The sequence below is a fragment of the Haloferax marinisediminis genome (genome assembly GCF_009674585.1).
Classification (GTDB): Archaea; Halobacteriota; Halobacteria; order Halobacteriales; family Haloferacaceae; genus Haloferax; species Haloferax marinisediminis.
In genome coordinates this window covers 1,520,851-1,536,108 of record NZ_WKJP01000001.1, presented here as the reverse complement: position 1 = coordinate 1,536,108, position 15,258 = coordinate 1,520,851, and the positions used below count along the sequence as shown (strand labels likewise).

Sequence of the window (15,258 nt, the reverse complement as noted above, 5' to 3'; positions counted from 1 at the left end):
CCGGGGACCGGTGCGCACCGCTGAGTGTTCGTTTCGAACAGAGTCTGTTAGGACTCCCAATCGATATCCTCGCCGCTCGTCTCTGACCGCAGCACGAACGGTCCGATAGAGAGCGTTCGTTTGGCGACCGTAGAGATACGAAGGACGTAGGCTGCAAGCACCGAGAACGGAACAATCGAGATTGCGGTGACGAACGCGACTCCCAGAAGTAGGTTCGACACCCCGAGCGTCGCTCCGGGCAGGCTAGCGGGGTTGTCGAGAAACAGTATCGCGCTGATACTCGCGACGAGCGCGGGAACTGCGGTGTAGAACATCGCCCGCGAGAGGTCGACGAGTTCCCAACGGAAGTAGAGTGTCTTGACGTGTTCGCGAGCGGGGCCAAACAGTTCGAGGGCGTCTCGAAGGTCGTCGAGCGCCGTTTTGGTCTCCGAAGACAGGCCGTCGTGCATCCGGCGGAGTCGCGTCGCCTGATAGATTTTCCACGAATAGTTGAGGTCCAACGCGGCCGAGAGCACCTCGAACGTCCCGAACTGTCGTCCATCGAGTCGGTCCGCAACGTCGTCTGCGTTCTCCGCGACGTTGGTCGCGAACTCACTGATACGGTGTTCAATCTGTTCTGGTGGTGCATCTTCACCAGCCACGTCAGCGTCGCCAGCCTCGGCGTCGGTGTCGTCAGTGGTGGTGTCTCTCTGTACTGTCTCACCGACGGCTTGCGCCCGTGTCGCGATGCTCTCGGCTAACGCACGCATGAACGCAGCAGGTTCGGGTGGCGCGACAGAGACACCGATGAGGTCGGCGACGTCTTCGCGGAAGGCAACCGACCCTTCCATTCGCTCGCGCTGGTCTCCGAGCGGGCCGAGTTCGCGCGACAGGACGAGTTGGTTGATACTGACGACGAGTGTGACACCGGTGACGATTGCAGTGAGGAGACCCTGTGCGAGCGTCTCGATCGGGTCAGACGATTCGACAGCACTCCGGAGTGGGGTCGGGTCGAGCGTTCCGAGAACGACGATACTGACGAAGATGACTGCGGGCGGGACGGCAGCGACGACCCACCGGTCGGCACAAAGGTAGACGGCGAGTTTCGACCGACTCGTTGACCCTCGCTCTCGCATTCTGTCACTGGGTTCGCCAGCAGATGACCCCTCGTTACTCGACATGATGTAGTGTTCATTGACGGACTAAAATCGGTCGTCGCAGTCGGTCGAACGTGGTCCGCACAGCAACTCACAGCACCCGATGTGTATTGGCTAGACCCGTTACGACGACTCTTCTTCGTTCTTCAGCTCTTCCAGTTCGGCTTCGACTTCTTCGTCGACGACTTCTTCTTCGACGTCGACGTCGACCTCCGCTTCTTCGGCCGGTTCCTCTTCCGCGGGGGCAGACGATTTGCCCATCTCGGCTTTCAGCGTCTCCAGTTCGGCATCGACTTCCGCGTTGGTCCGACCCGCTTCCAGTTCGCGCTCGATGGAGTCTTTGTCCGAGAGGACGTCGTCGAGCGCGCCGGATTCCATGAGTTCGTCCATGGCGGCCGAACGGGCTTCCATCTCGTCGGTCCGTTCTTCGGCACGTTCGAGCGCACGACCCACGTCTGCCATCTCGTCGCCGACACCGGACATGGCCTCGGAGACGCGACTCGATGCTTCGGCCGCCTCGTAGCGTGCCTTCATCGTCTCCTTCTTCGTGCGGAACTCCTCGATACGGCTCTGGAGTTCATCTTTCTTCTGGACGAGGGTATCCTGTGTCTCTTGGAGGCGCGCAATCTGGCCATCGAGTTCCTCGATTTGGTTCATCTTGGCCTGCTTCTTCTCTAGGGCCTTGCGCGCGAGGTCCTCACGGTCCTGCTGGACGGCTTGCCGTGCCTGGTCGTTGTGCTTCTCGACGTTCTCTTCGAGTCGTCGCTTCTGAATCTCCAGTCGTTTCTTCTGTGTCGTTAGGTCTGCGATGCCCTGTTTGACCTGCTGAAGCTCGTCACGCATCTTCTCGTAGGAGTAGTCGAGTGTCTCCGTAGGGTCCTCCGCACGGTTGAGGAGGGCGTTTATTTTCGAGCGGATGACGTACGACGCGCGAGAGAGAATTCCCATACCCAATAAGTACGCGACGCTCGGCTTAAAACCTCACCAGCGTAAGAGGTTGGTATGACTGAGACGATTCTCGTACCCGGTGGGCGAGACGTGAAGGCGACGTTGGACGCCGCCGACTCTGCAGCTGTCGCTGGCGACTCTCCTGACGCTGTCGTCGTCGCCTGCCCACCCCACCCGCAACAAGGTGGCCACCGTGGCGACGCTCGCCTCGTCGCTGTGAGCGATGCCGTCCGGAGTCGTGGCATCGACTGCCTCCGATTCGACTACGGTGAGTGGGACGAAGGCTACGGCGAACGCGCCGACACGCTCAGGGCAGTCGAGTGGGCGAACGAACGATACGACCGCGTTGGTCTGTTCGGGTTCAGTTTCGGCGGTGCGATGGCACTCCTCGCTGCCGCAGACGGAGCGGACGTGGAGGCCGTCTCGGCACTCGGTCCCGCAGCACGTCTCGCCGCTGACCTCGACGTGACCGAGGAGTTCGACCAAATCCCGGTCCCCGTTCAGGTCGTCTACGGGACCCGCGACGACATCGCCGACTGGCAACCCGTCGTCGACTGTGCCACCGAATATCACCAGTCGACCGTCGAGTTCGCCGCAGACCACTTCTTCATCGGCCAGACCGGAAAAGTCGCCGACGCGGTGGCCGAGTTTCTCGTGCCGACCCTCGTGGCCGAACACTGAACTGCGGCCCACGTCGTCCAGTTCGACGGCATCGAGACATCGAGCGAACTGACCGTTTCAGTCGTCGCTGGCGATAGCTGTTGTGTTCTTTTACTACAATATATATCGTCAGTTCGTCGGTGGCTCTCACACTCGGTGTTTCGAGTCGTTCGACACCCTATGCCAGATTTTAGGCCGTCTGCAGTCGAATAATCGCGCTTATTCGCCCCAGTGAAATCCCCACAACAACGCTGATTGGGTCTATTAGTGTCTTGTGCGACAACCCCAATATAATGGGAATTCTTATGTGCCTCAGGACCGCATCTCGGTCCATACCACATGACGCGTATCCCGAGCATCCAACCGCAGGAACTGAAAGAAGCCATCGACAGCGGGTCAGACGTCACAATCGTGGACGTACGCGGTCCGCACGACTTCGACGAGTGGCACATCGACGGCGACAACGTCGAGGCGGTGAACGTCCCGGTGACGCAACTGCAAGCAGTCGACCCCGCAACACTGCTGAACGGGGCTTCGGAGGGCGAAGTCGTCGCAGTCTGTGCCTCCGGTCAGACGAGTCAGATGGCGGTTCAAATGCTCCAACAGGCGGGTATCGACGCGAAAAATCTCCAGTACGGGATGAACGGATGGGCGAATCTCTACGTTCACCAAGAACTGGAGACGAATGCGAATGCAACGGTTCTCCAGTTCAGTCGCCCGTCGAGTGGGTGTCTCGCCTACATGGTCGTCTCCGGGGACGAAGCAGTCGTCGTCGACCCACTCCTCGCGTTCGTCGACACGTACATCGAAGTCGCCCGCGACTACGGGGCAGAGATTACCGCGGCCGTCGACACGCACGTCCACGCCGACCACATCAGCGGCGTCCGGGCATTTGCGACTCGCTCGGAAGCCGATGTGGTCGTCCCCGAACCCGCAGTCGCTCGCGGTATCGACTACGACGTTGCGTACGAGACCATCGCCCACGGAGACGAAATTGCAGTCGGCGATAGCACGATCGACGTGATTCACACGCCCGGCCACACCTCCGGAATGACCTCGTTCCTCGTCGACGACGCCGTCCTCCTCAGTGGTGACGGACTGTTCACCGAGAGCGTCGCCCGACCGGACCTCGAAGACGGTGACGAAGGCGCTGCCGACGCGGCGGCGACCCTCTACGACTCGCTCCAGAACCGCATCCTCACACTCGCCGACGAGACCATCGTCGCCCCCGCACACTACAGTGACAGTGCAGACCCAGCGGACGACTGGTCCTACACTGCGACGCTCGGCGACCTGACGGCGAAGATGGCCGCCCTCTCGATGCCCGAAGACGAGTTCGTCGAGTACATCACCGCCGACGTGCCGCCGCGCCCGTCGAATCACGAGCAGATTATCCAGACCAACCTCGGACAGCTCGATACGCCCAACTACGTGGCGTTCCAACTCGAACTCGGCCCGAACAACTGTGCAGCGAGTCAAGAGTCGATGACGCAGTAAGGACAGCACGCTGGCCAGTACCGTCAGTTCACAGAGCGCTCGAAATACGGCGTGGCATCGCTAGAGAACGATTACTGCTCGGAGTGACGCCGGATAAATTCGAGCAGCGGACGTATGTCCTCGAACTCAGGACCTCGTGTGACCTCATGAGTGTCACGGGTCCAGCGGATGAACCCATAGTCGACAAGTGTGGGGAGATGTTGATGATACATCGCCACCGCTTGTGAGTGGCTCGGTTGGAGATGCTGCGCGCCTTCAGTGGCTGAAATACAACCCGCCGCACGTTGCTGGTTCGACTCGAGCAGTCCTATCAAGAGGCTTCGGCGGTGTTCGTTGGCCAGCGCGATAAAGCAATTGTCGTTCATTATTCTCAGAAGAGGGGGAATCAACGGATTGGAGCGTCCCTTCCCCAGACCGCCGATTTTATCCCCTCCATACCAGCAGTGTTCCTAGACGGATAACCTCACTGTGTATTCAAATTGCCAAATTTGACTTTTCGCATTATTTGGTGTCAAATTCTGCGCATAGTCGATGTGCCAGTGGTGGATTCCCCAACTCATCCAGAGTATTCTGCGAAAATCACACTCTTGCCAGTATCCAGCTCACTCTCTCTCTTCTGAATGCGTGTGTTCATCGTCACTGCGCACCTGCTCAGTCCCCTGCAAGAAGAAGTGATTGAACGGCTGAACGTGGCGTTTTCTCATCATTTCAGAGCTCTCAATTTCGGTCCCCAGTTCGTGAATTGCGTCGGTTATTCTGGCGATTTCGGACGTGCTCGTCCCGACGACGTCCACCTGAATATTTCGTCGGCCGGTGAGCATCTCACGAACGTCGATAACTCCCTGAATCGACCGGATTTTTTCCGAAAATTCGGAGAGTTTGGTCGGATCCGCGGTGACGACGAACGACACTTGCAACGGCAGGTTGGCCGCTTCGTAATCGATCTCTGGGTGGTAGCCTTTGATGATGCCGTCTGACTCGAGTTGGTCGATACGATTGCGAACAGTGCTAGCTGAAACGCCAACCGTATCAGCAATCTCTTTTGCTGTCTTGTTCCGAGCGTCTTTCTGAAGCAAATAGATGATGCTCCGGTCGACATCATCCAAGTCTCGTCCCATGTGAGCACTACGACAGGAAACGACCTAATTATTGAGGCCTGTCTCCCCTCTCACGCACAGGCGGTGCCAACTAGTTGTACTCGCGCCAGCGGTAGCCACACTCTTTGCACTTGAAAAACCGCGTCGGCGGTTCGTCGGCGGACGCCGTCTGCTTGATGGTGTACCACGCCTCGGTGTGGCCACATTCGTCGCAGTGAACGTCTTTGGCCGTCGGTTTGCCCTCGAACTCTGCACCCTCTTCGGTCTCGATGAGTTCGTCGCCCGACTGTGCTTCGGTGGAGACGAACTGCTCGGCCAGTTCTTCGTCGCGCTCGGTGGTCGCCCCACAGTCGTCGTTCGTGCAGGTCATCGCACCGTTCTGTGTGACCATCATCGACCCACACTCGTCGCAAAATTGCATACGCGGCGTTAGCGGGCCCGGTACTAAGAATCTGTCACTCTCTGCACTCCACGCCGGTGGTGACGGGGCTCAGTCGTCTTCGGGGTCGACCATCGGGCAGTTTCGGACGCGGAAGTGTTCGGTGTCGACGACTTCGACGATTGCGGTTCCGTCGTGAGAACACCCGAGTTCTGGTGGGCCAGCGAAGTGCTCACACCGCTGGCAGAACGTTGCTTTGGGGACGATGTGGTCCAAGACGCTGTCTGTCGCGTCGACTGGTTCTGCGTCGGCACCGGCACCGACGCTCGCGTCGTCGTCACCACTGTCGACCAACGAGGTCCACACGTCGTCGCTGTCTAGTTCCTCGACACGGACAGACTCGAACAACTCGTCGGAATCTGTTTTGGTGGCCGCCGAGCGGGACCGTCGCTCTGCCACGCGCCCCGCGAGGTCCGAGAGCGGGACGTTGTCGTCCGGGTCGCTGTCAGTTCGCTCAGGGTCGAGTCGTTCGGGGCTGTCGTTCCCGAAGTCGAACTCGTCGTCGATATCGTCGGCGTGTTGGTTCTCAGCGGGCTCGCTGTCGTCAGTCATTCGCTTGTTCTCCCTTGGTTCTCGTGCCGCGAACTGAGTCGTCGTGTGTCTCGACAGCGGCCGTGTCGGTGTCGGTATCGTTGACGGTTTCGGTATCGGTGTCTGTGTCTCCAGCGGCCTGCTCGTCCAGCAGTGTTTCTATCTCGTCTTCCGACGACTCCGCGGCCTCCAGCGCCGGTGGTTGCCCGGTGTGGAGCGTCGCCGACCCGAAAAAGCCCCGAGACGGAGTCAACTCGTCGAACGACGACCGACAGCCCGGACACCGAGGTTCGGTGAGGAGGTCGAGGTGGACGGTCTGTCCGCACTCTGCACACGTCGCCTTGTGTTCGCCGGCGTCGTTGGCGACGCGCAGCAAATCACCGAGTGCCTTGCGTTCGAGTTCCGCTGCCTCGATGTCGGCCGCTCGTGAGCGCAGTTCTACGAGCGATTGCGCGACCACGCGGAGGTTCTCGTCGAGGTCTGCAGTCGTCTCGTCGAGGTACGTGAGAATCTCTTCGTAGTTTTCGAACCCGGCGTCGACGCGCTCGTCGACCTCGGCGATGCTGGCGCGGACCGCGTCGAGACTGGCCGTCGCTTGGTCGATTCCCTCCTGGAGGTCTGGGTGAGCGTGGTCTCGCGGAGCCTTCTCGTCGGTCTCGCGTTTGACCTGGACCACTCGCTTCCGAACGTCGCCTATCTTCTCGTCGAGCGAGTCTTCGAGCCCATCGACACGCCCTTCGACAGTGTCCAGTCGGTCAGGAACGGACTCCACGTCGTCGAGTGACGCTCCCGAGTCGGTCACCGCCAGTCGGTACGTGCCGACCGCTCGTGCAAGAACCGTCGCTGGGTCGACATCCTGCGCGTGGGCACGGGCGGTGACCCACTCTCGGAGGTCCGCCGGTAGCGTACCCCCAACATCCCCTTCCATCTTCATTTCCAGTTTGTCCACAGGCCCTTAAGAACTATCGCCGAGGAAGCATTCGTTCGCAGTGCAGTGTGTGAGGCTCGTCAGTGAAGTGTGTACGAGCTTCGACAGTGCTGTACCCGTCGACTACGGGGACATTAGCGAATCTTCCGAACGTCGCTCACGTCGAGGCCACTCTCGTTTATCTCCGTCTCGAACTGGACGATGTTCTCGCTCTCCAGTTGCGACAGGACGCCACGGAACTCTTGGACGACCATGGTTCGTGCACGTTTCGAGCCACCGGTCTCCCATTTGAACAGGAGTGTCCCGTCCGTCGCCCCCTTGAGGATGCCGAGTTCTGTCTCGGAGAGTGCTTCGGTGCTCACGAGGACCAAGATGAGGCCACCCCACTGGTAGGAGGCCTTTTCGAGACCCTTCACCACCATGGCGATGTCCGACCACGTCATATCGTCAGACCGACTGGCCACGAGGTCGGTCAGTGAGTCGATGACGACGAGGTTACCGGGGGCGTGTTCACTGAGGGTGGTCCCGAGTGCACCTAACACCGACTCGCGGTTGTGTCGGTGTCCGAGGTCTTCCAACTCCGTCGGTTTGCCGAGGTACCACTCCCGAGGAATCGGACTCAACTGGAAGAACTCCGGCGACAAGTCGTGGAACTCGATGTGGTCGATGGCGGCCGCAACGACGTCGCTGTCCATCGTATACTCCATCTCTCGGCGGAGATATGGCTCACCGGCGGTGAACGAGACGTAGTGAATCTCGGGCGGCGGACTCGCAGAGTCGTCCAGTGACCCGTAATGCAGGTCGAACAGGTCTTCGTCGGCGCGAGAGAGCGCGTTCATGGTGACACTCGTGTAGAGGAACTCACGAGCGCCTGCGCCGGACTCTCCCGCGAGGAGAACGACGTTGCCCGGCGGTGCCCCTCCGCCGATGATGCTGTCGAGTCGAGGGACTCCGAAGGGGATGGAGTGCATGTCCAACCCGACTCAAGCACGATGGTTAGGCGTTTCGGGGGCCGATGTGTCGCGGCATCGTCACAGGGGCGACTTACTCGACCTGCGCACCACGATTGCGCCCGCGTGAGATGGTCACCGTTCCCTCGATTCCTGCGTCAGCCAGCGCCGCTCGTCCAGCGGCTATCGCCTCGTCGACGTGGGCGGCGTCGGTCACGCCGTACACCGTTGGACCCCACGAAGACTGCCCGGAACCGTACACTGCTGGCGACTCCGAGAGCGACGAGACGAGCGCGCCGACTGGCGGCCGGTAGACGCCACCTTGTTCGTCGGCGTACCACGTCCCGTTGAGTCGGCCGACGGATTCGACCGCCTCTCCGAAGCGCTCGGCAGACCCCTCCGCGAGGGCTGGGAGGAGTCGTCGGGTGACGATGCCCGCGATTCGGTCGCTCGTTGCCGGGTCGGCGCGCTCGACGACCGACCGCATGCTCGCTTCTTCCGCAGCGCCGTTTCTCCCGGGGTCCACGTCTGGGACGACGAGGAGGAAGCGCCAGTCGTCGGGAACGGTGTGCCGTGCTGCGACTGCAGGGACCGTCCACGACCCGTCTGCCGGCCGGTCGGTGGTGAACCGCGCGGTCGGATGCCCGGCGTCGAGGATTGCACCACCGTGCTCGAAGGATGCGACACCGATTCCAGAACGGCCGCCGCGACCCATCTCCGGTGCGAGTTGTCGAACATCCACGTCAGTCTCTGTCGCGGCGGCCACTGCCCGGAGGACGGCGAGTGCGAGTTGCGTCCCGCTTCCGAGGCCAGCGTGCCGTGGGAGCGTTCGTTCGACGACGACGTTCGCACCGTCGACGCCGAGGAGGTCGACAGCTTGCTCGGCGTACTGACGTGCTGCGGGGTGGCGACAGTCGACCTCCGCTGCAGGTTCGGCCGACACCACGACCTGCGGCTCGTCGAGTCCGACGCCGAGACCACCGTAGAGTCGGTCGCGGGCGAGACTCAGATTGAGGAAGCCGAAGTGGATGCGCGCACCGGCCGAAACCCGTACCATGTCATCGGAGGTCAGCGACCACTGATAAAGGGAGTTGCGACAATGGCAACGAGGGCCGCCATTTGGTCGCGCAGACCGGTGGTTTGGTGGGGAGAAGGAGCGGGGAGAGGGGCGAGAGGAGGGCCGGGCGTCAGCGGTACCACTGACCGTGAGACAGGCGATTACTCAGACGTGGTGTTCGTAGTGGCCGTCTCCTTCGTGGTGGATGTGGTGTTCGAAGCCGTCGTCTCCGTCTCGTTGGCCGTACTGTCGTCGGATTCGTAGACCACGGACACCTCCTCAGCCACGGGTTGGATGACGTATTTTCCGGCGTTTCCAGTCTTCACAGGAGTGAAGTCAGCCGTGAACGTCGTGGTCTCGTCGGCACGGATTTCGAACGACTTCTCGAACTTCAGCGGCGCAGACCCGGGGACTTCGACAGTCGCGTCGGAGCCATCTGTCAGGGTCGCGTCGGTGTTGCTCACTTCCAACTGGAGGAACTCGTAGTCACCCGCGTCGACTTCGCTGTCTGCGACGAGGGCCGACGCATCGCCCTGCAGGTCGACGAGGTCGACTTCGGTGTCGCTGACGTCGAGTTCTTTCGCGTCACCGTCGGTCGGTTTGATTCGGACGGTCGAGAGCGTCACCAGACACGACTCGAAGTCGTCGATGTCTCCGGGGCGGTCGCTCACACGCGTCGACAGGGTACCCGTCTTCGCGGACGCGGTGCCCATACAACCGGCAGTTCCGACGGTACTCAGAGCGGCGATTCCAGCGGCACGCTTGACGAACGTACGTCGATTCTGTGTCATTGGTGTATCAGGTTTCGTCTGTGTATTCCGCGTTTCATCTTGGTTGTCTGTGCTTCGTTCCACTCGTGGTCGTTGTCTGCGTGTACGACCGAGGGGAGGGGGAAGGGGGGGGAATGCTCATGAAGCGGCCTGCGTAGGCCGTGGTCCACGACGTGTCGGCCCTGCGTGTGACAACCGGGCAGGGAGCGTTCCGGGGTGCGAGGGCAGCCGACGTGTCGCGGCAGTTCTGCCTGTGGACGCTGGGGTATTGAAAGGTGGAAATCGCTGTACTGGATTGCACTCGTTAGTGCGAAATTGGGTGCAATTCGACGCGACTTTCGCCGAATTTCGTGGAAACTGAGAATCTACGGTGGCCGTTCCTCGCCGAATTGCGGTGGGTTCGGCTGAAGGGGGTGTCAGCCGATTTGACTCTCGGGTGCCAGACGCGTTCGAGCCACTCACAAAGCCGTCGCTCACTCGCTTCTGGCGTGTCGAGTCCGAAAATGAAGTCTCGGTTCTGGGGTCCTCGCAGGGGGCCGACTGCCTAGACGATCTCTTCGGCGACCACGTCGGCCGCGAGGAGGTCAGGGTCGACAGCGAGGTCGGCCTGCCCGCGAGCGAACTCCGGAAGGGAGTCGCGCGAGTAGGTCACGACGCGAACGTCGGGGTTCACTTCTTTTGCGACCGAGATGGCCGTCGCGTCGTCCATGTCGGTGAGGACGAGCAGGTCGGCCTCGTCGATGCCGGCCTCTTCGAGCGAGTCGGCGGACGCGATGCCGACGACACGAACCACTGTCGCGCCTTCCGCTTCGAGCGCTTCACCGAGTCCGTCGGGGTCCGTCCCCGCGACGACTGCCGTCGTCATTCGTACTCGATTGTCGCCGGTGGTTTGTGGGTCACGTCGTAGACGACGCGGGCGACGTTCTCGTTCGTTCCGGTGATACGCGACTGGATGCGCTGGAGGGTGTCCCACGGCAGTTCCTGTGCGCGGGCGGTCATGCCGTCACGCGACTCCACGGAGCGAACCGAGACGATCCATCCGTGGACGCGGTTGTCACCCTTGACGCCGGTTCCTTTGCCGATGACCGCGGCGAACGCCTGCCACGGTTCGTGCTTTTCCGTCTCGTCTTCGACGATGTGACACGCCTCGCGGGCCACGTCGACCTTCTCGGGCGTGACTTCGCCGAGGACGCGGACTGCCAGCCCCGGACCCGGGAACGGCATGCGTTCGGCGATGATGGATTCGAGACCGAGTGCGCGAGCGACCTCGCGAACTTCGTCTTTGTAGAGGTCGCGGACGGGCTCGACGATGCCTTCGAAGTCCACGACGTCCGGCAGGCCGCCGACGTTGTGGTGGGATTTGATGTTCCCTTCGGACTCGATGCGGTCGGGGTAGATGGTCCCCTGGACGAGGTACTCGGCGTCGGTGTCTTTCGCCTCACGCTCGAACTCGCGGATGAACTGCTCGCCGATGACGGCGCGCTTTTCTTCGGGGTCGATGACGCCTTCGAGGGCGTCGAAGAACCGTTCTTTGGCGTCCACGACGCGGAGGCTCTCCATGAAGGAGAACGTCTCTGCAATCTGTTCGGTCTCGCCCTTGCGCATCAGGCCGGTATCGACGTACACCGGCGTGAGTTGCTCGCCGACGGCCTCGTACGCGAGGGTCGCTGCGACGGAGGAGTCCACACCGCCCGAGAGAGCGATGATGGCGTGTTCGTCGCCGATTTGGTCACGAATCGATTCTTTTGCTTCGTCGATGAATTCGTCTACGTTTACCATTATGCTGTCACCTCTTCGTTGTCGAGTTCACGTGCGTCGAGTTCGCCGAGAACGCCGCGCAGGAAGCCAACGAACGGCGGGCTTGCGCGGTCGGGTCGGGAACGGAATTCGGGGTGGAACTGCGTGCCGAAGAAGAATGGGTGGTCGGTCAGTTCGAGAATCTCCATGCGGTTGTCTGCGCGGCCGGAGAATCGGAGGGTTTCAGATTCGAGTTCGTCGATGAGTTCTGGGTTCACCTCGTAGCGGTGGCGGTGGCGTTCCGTACAGGTGGTATCACCGTAGACCGCCTCTGCGAGGGTTCCGGGCGTGATGTCGGTGTCGTGTGCGCCGAGACGCATCGTCCCGCCCATGTCGTTGACCTCGTACTGTTCGGGAAGCAGGTCGATGACCGGGTAGGGCGTGTCGGCGTCGAGTTCCGTCGACTGTGCGCCTTCGTGGCCAAGGACGTTGCGAGCCTGTTCGACGACGGCCATCTGGAAGCCGAGACAGAGGCCGAGGAACGGAATGTCGTTCTCGCGGGCGTACCGGATAGCGTCTATCTTGCCGTCGGTGCCACGCGACCCGAAGCCGCCGGGGACCACGATTCCGTCGGCGTCCTTCAGGCGCGCTTCGTGTTTGTCGTCCATCTCGTCGGCATCGACCCAGAGGATGTTCACGTCGACACCGCACTCGATGCCGGCGTGCTTGAGCGCCTCGTGAATCGACATGTACGCGTCTTCGAGCGCGTACTTCCCGACGAGGGCGATATCGACGGACCCAGTGCGCTCGGCGGTGACGAGTTCGCGCCAGCGGCTGTCGCGTTCTTCTTTCGGAAGCGCTTCGTCGGAGATGCCGAGTCGCTCCATCACGTAATCGTCGAGGCCTTCTTCTTCGACCATCAGGGGGACGTGGTAGATGTCCGGAACGTCGGGGTTCGAGAAGACGGCGGCGTCCGGCACGTCACAGAACTGCGCAATCTTGTGCTTCGTCTCCGGTTCGAGTTTGTCGTCGGCGCGCCCGACGAGGATGTCGGGTTGGAGGCCGATGCTCCGGAGTTCTTTGACCGAGTGCTGCGTTGGCTTGGTCTTCTGCTCGCCGTTCTTCGAGTAGGGGACGAGCGTGACGTGGGTGAAGAGCACGTCGCCGTCTTCTTCCTCTGAGGCGAACTGGCGGAGGGCTTCGAGGAACGGCATGGACTCGATGTCACCGACGGTGCCGCCGACTTCGACGATACAGACGTCCGTCCCTTCGGCCGCCTCGCGGATGCGACGCTTGATGTCTTCGGTGACGTGCGGGATAATCTGGACCGTCTTGCCGAGGTAGTCGCCAGCGCGTTCCTTCTGGATGACGTGCTGGTAGGTCTTCCCCGTCGTGATGTTGTGGTCGGCGGTCATGTCGATGCCCAGGAAGCGCTCGTAGTTCCCGAGGTCGAGGTCGACTTCCGCGCCGTCTTTCAGCACGTACACTTCGCCGTGCTCGTAGGGATTCATCGTCCCGGCGTCGACATTCAGATACGGGTCGATTTTGACTGCGGTGACGTCGAACCCGGCATTCTTCAGGAGTCGGCCAGTGCTCGCGGCCGTGATACCCTTCCCGAGGCCGGACATGACACCCCCGGTTACGAAAATGAACTTGCGCCCCATCTCTGGGTCGTATTCGTCCGTCGGCATACTGACCGTGTGCGAGCGTACTTCAAAACGATTTCGGAGCCATCATCGTGTGCCAGAGAACCGCACATGGGCGATATCTGAGGAATCGTGACACAGCGAGCTGGTTCCCCGTCGGTCAGTTTGGTTGTCAGTCGAGTTCTTTGACGACTCGTGCCGGATTCCCACCGACGATCACACTATCCGGCACGTCTTTCGTCACGACCGACCCCGAGGCGACCACCACGTCGTCGCCGATGGTGACGCCCGGATTGATGACTGCGCGTCCGCCAATCCACGCGTTGTCGCCAATCGTGACCGGTTCCCCTGATTCGGGGCCTTTGATTCGTTCTGCTGCGTCGAGTGGGTGTGTCGCCGTGTAGATGTGGACGCCGGGGCCGAGTCCGGCGTTGTCGCCGATAGTGATGGGGCAGACGTCGAGGAAGACGCAGTCGAAGTTGGCGAAGAAGTTGTCGCCGACGCTAATGTTGTAGCCGTAGTCGCAGCGGAACGTCGGTTCGATTTCGAGGGAGTCGCCAACGTCACCGAAGAGTTCGCGGACGAGTTCTTCGCGCCGGTCGAGTTCCGTCTCCTCGGTGTCGTTGAACAGGCGCGTGAGTCGTCGCGCGCGCCTGCGCTCTGCGACGAGTTCCGGGTCACTCGCGTCGTACAACTCGCCCGCGAGCATCTTCTCCTTCTCAGAGGGCATAGTTCGACAACTAGCGGCGAGAGTGTAAGTGTACTCACGGACTTCCGCTACCGCAGAACTTGACCCTCTTCAACGAGTCCACTCGTGTATGAAAGACTTCCCGCAACTCGGCTTTGGCACGTACAAACTCGAAGACCGAGACGAGTGTGTCTCTGCGGTCACAACCGCCCTCGACGTCGGCTATCGCAGCATCGACACGGCCCAGATGTACAACAACGAGGAGTACGTCGGTGAGGCACTCGCCGAGTCAGACGTGGACATCGACGACGTGTTCGTGGCGACGAAGCTCAAACCTGAAAACCTCGGCTACGACGACGCAATTCAGACCGCTCGCGAGTCGGCCGACAAACTCGGCGTCGACACCATCGACCTGTTGTACGTCCACTGGCCACTCGACGCCTACGACGACGAAGAGACGCTCTCGGCCCTCGACGAACTCTACGAGGAGGGTCTCATCGCCAACATCGGCCTGAGCAACTTCCGTCCCGACCAACTCGAATCGGCCATCGAGAAACTCGATGCCCCCGTGTTCGCTCATCAGGTGGAGATGCACCCACTGCTCCCCCAGGAAGAACTCCTCGCACTCGCCGACGAGTACGACCACCACCTCGTCGCGTACTCGCCGATTGCACGTAACGAGGTCGCCGAAAACGACACCATCGTCGAGATTGCCGAGAAACACGAGGTCTCACCTGCACAGGTCTCTCTCGCGTGGGTTCTGGCGAAGGGCGCGACGGCGATTCCAAAGGCGGCCACGCCCGACCACATCCGTGACAACTTCGCTGCACTCGAACTCGAACTGAGCGACGAGGACATCGCTGCCATCGACGACATCGAAACCGACCACCGCATCGTCGACTTCGACGAAGCACCGTGGAATCGCGTCTGAGATATCAAGGTCGAACCGCGTTTTCCACAGAATTTAGCTTGATATATCAGGGTCGAGGCGGCTTTAATCCGACAAATAATGGCTGAAACTAGCCATTTTGAGATATCCTCATTTGCGAGTTAGACGCCTCAGCACTCTTATTTTCGGCAGACTCTAGTTTGGTGTGCGAGTCGTTCACAACGAGGGTAAACATATATCACGAATACTCCCCTACCGTCAATTATGGCGTCGGTGGTGGTGGTG

General features: G+C 61.0%; 16 protein-coding genes. 3 read left to right on the top strand and 13 right to left on the bottom strand.

What is annotated here, in order from left to right:
* Window positions 1-47: 47 nt before the first annotated feature.
* Together GJR98_RS07995 and GJR98_RS07990 are read right to left on the bottom strand one after the other, a co-directional pair.
* On the bottom strand, window positions 48-1,160 hold the full coding sequence (locus GJR98_RS07995; protein WP_151137145.1) for a hypothetical protein: 1,113 nt from the start codon (window positions 1,158-1,160) through the stop codon (window positions 48-50).
* Between the two features lie 99 nt (window positions 1,161-1,259).
* Window positions 1,260-2,084, bottom strand: a complete 825-nt coding sequence (locus GJR98_RS07990; protein WP_151137143.1) for a PspA/IM30 family protein — start codon at window positions 2,082-2,084, stop codon at window positions 1,260-1,262.
* Between the two features lie 54 nt (window positions 2,085-2,138).
* Between GJR98_RS07990 and GJR98_RS07985 the strand changes: the two genes are divergently transcribed.
* On the top strand, window positions 2,139-2,765 hold the full coding sequence (locus GJR98_RS07985) for a dienelactone hydrolase family protein (RefSeq protein ID WP_151137141.1): 627 nt from the start codon (window positions 2,139-2,141) through the stop codon (window positions 2,763-2,765).
* A 318-nt stretch (window positions 2,766-3,083) separates the two neighbouring features.
* Complete coding sequence (locus GJR98_RS07980) at window positions 3,084-4,241, top strand: MBL fold metallo-hydrolase (RefSeq protein WP_151137139.1); 1,158 nt, start codon at window positions 3,084-3,086, stop codon at window positions 4,239-4,241.
* A gap of 602 nt (window positions 4,242-4,843) precedes the next feature.
* On the opposite strand, the gene GJR98_RS07975 is transcribed toward GJR98_RS07980, so the two are convergent.
* From GJR98_RS07975 to GJR98_RS07925, 11 genes are all read right to left on the bottom strand, one after another.
* A complete protein-coding gene (locus GJR98_RS07975; RefSeq protein ID WP_151137137.1) occupies window positions 4,844-5,359 on the bottom strand; it encodes an Lrp/AsnC family transcriptional regulator in 516 nt (171 codons plus the stop codon).
* A gap of 70 nt (window positions 5,360-5,429) precedes the next feature.
* Complete coding sequence (locus GJR98_RS07970) at window positions 5,430-5,759, bottom strand: transcription factor S (RefSeq protein WP_151137135.1); 330 nt, start codon at window positions 5,757-5,759, stop codon at window positions 5,430-5,432.
* Window positions 5,760-5,828: 69 nt separating this feature from the next.
* Entirely contained in the window at window positions 5,829-6,329 is a 501-nt protein-coding gene (locus tag GJR98_RS07965) for a hypothetical protein (protein WP_151137133.1), read from the bottom strand.
* Window positions 6,322-7,236 carry a hypothetical protein gene (locus GJR98_RS07960; protein WP_225316415.1) on the bottom strand — a complete coding sequence of 305 codons (915 nt, stop codon included), beginning with the start codon at window positions 7,234-7,236 and terminating at the stop codon, window positions 6,322-6,324. Before GJR98_RS07960 ends, GJR98_RS07965 begins: the two co-directional genes overlap by 8 nt.
* A gap of 134 nt (window positions 7,237-7,370) precedes the next feature.
* A complete protein-coding gene (locus GJR98_RS07955; RefSeq protein WP_151137131.1) occupies window positions 7,371-8,207 on the bottom strand; it encodes an RAD55 family ATPase in 837 nt (278 codons plus the stop codon).
* A 73-nt stretch (window positions 8,208-8,280) separates the two neighbouring features.
* Window positions 8,281-9,243, bottom strand: a complete 963-nt coding sequence (locus GJR98_RS07950; RefSeq protein WP_151137129.1) for a beta-ribofuranosylaminobenzene 5'-phosphate synthase family protein — start codon at window positions 9,241-9,243, stop codon at window positions 8,281-8,283.
* A gap of 161 nt (window positions 9,244-9,404) precedes the next feature.
* Complete coding sequence (locus GJR98_RS07945; protein ID WP_151137127.1) at window positions 9,405-10,034, bottom strand: DUF4382 domain-containing protein; 630 nt, start codon at window positions 10,032-10,034, stop codon at window positions 9,405-9,407.
* Between the two features lie 523 nt (window positions 10,035-10,557).
* Complete coding sequence (locus tag GJR98_RS07940; RefSeq protein ID WP_151137125.1) at window positions 10,558-10,878, bottom strand: DUF7126 family protein; 321 nt, start codon at window positions 10,876-10,878, stop codon at window positions 10,558-10,560.
* The gene (gene guaA / locus GJR98_RS07935; protein WP_151137123.1) at window positions 10,875-11,792 is read right to left on the bottom strand and encodes a glutamine-hydrolyzing GMP synthase; all 918 of its coding nucleotides are present in this window, start codon (window positions 11,790-11,792) and stop codon (window positions 10,875-10,877) included. Before guaA ends, GJR98_RS07940 begins: the two co-directional genes overlap by 4 nt.
* Complete coding sequence (gene pyrG, locus GJR98_RS07930) at window positions 11,792-13,441, bottom strand: glutamine hydrolyzing CTP synthase (protein WP_151137121.1); 1,650 nt, start codon at window positions 13,439-13,441, stop codon at window positions 11,792-11,794. The genes guaA and pyrG overlap by 1 nt, the downstream gene beginning before the upstream one ends.
* A gap of 127 nt (window positions 13,442-13,568) precedes the next feature.
* Window positions 13,569-14,126 carry a maltose acetyltransferase domain-containing protein gene (locus GJR98_RS07925; protein WP_151137119.1) on the bottom strand — a complete coding sequence of 186 codons (558 nt, stop codon included), beginning with the start codon at window positions 14,124-14,126 and terminating at the stop codon, window positions 13,569-13,571.
* An 88-nt stretch (window positions 14,127-14,214) separates the two neighbouring features.
* Between GJR98_RS07925 and GJR98_RS07920 the strand changes: the two genes are divergently transcribed.
* On the top strand, window positions 14,215-15,015 hold the full coding sequence (locus tag GJR98_RS07920; RefSeq protein ID WP_151137117.1) for an aldo/keto reductase: 801 nt from the start codon (window positions 14,215-14,217) through the stop codon (window positions 15,013-15,015).
* The last annotated feature ends 243 nt before the right edge of the window (window positions 15,016-15,258 follow it).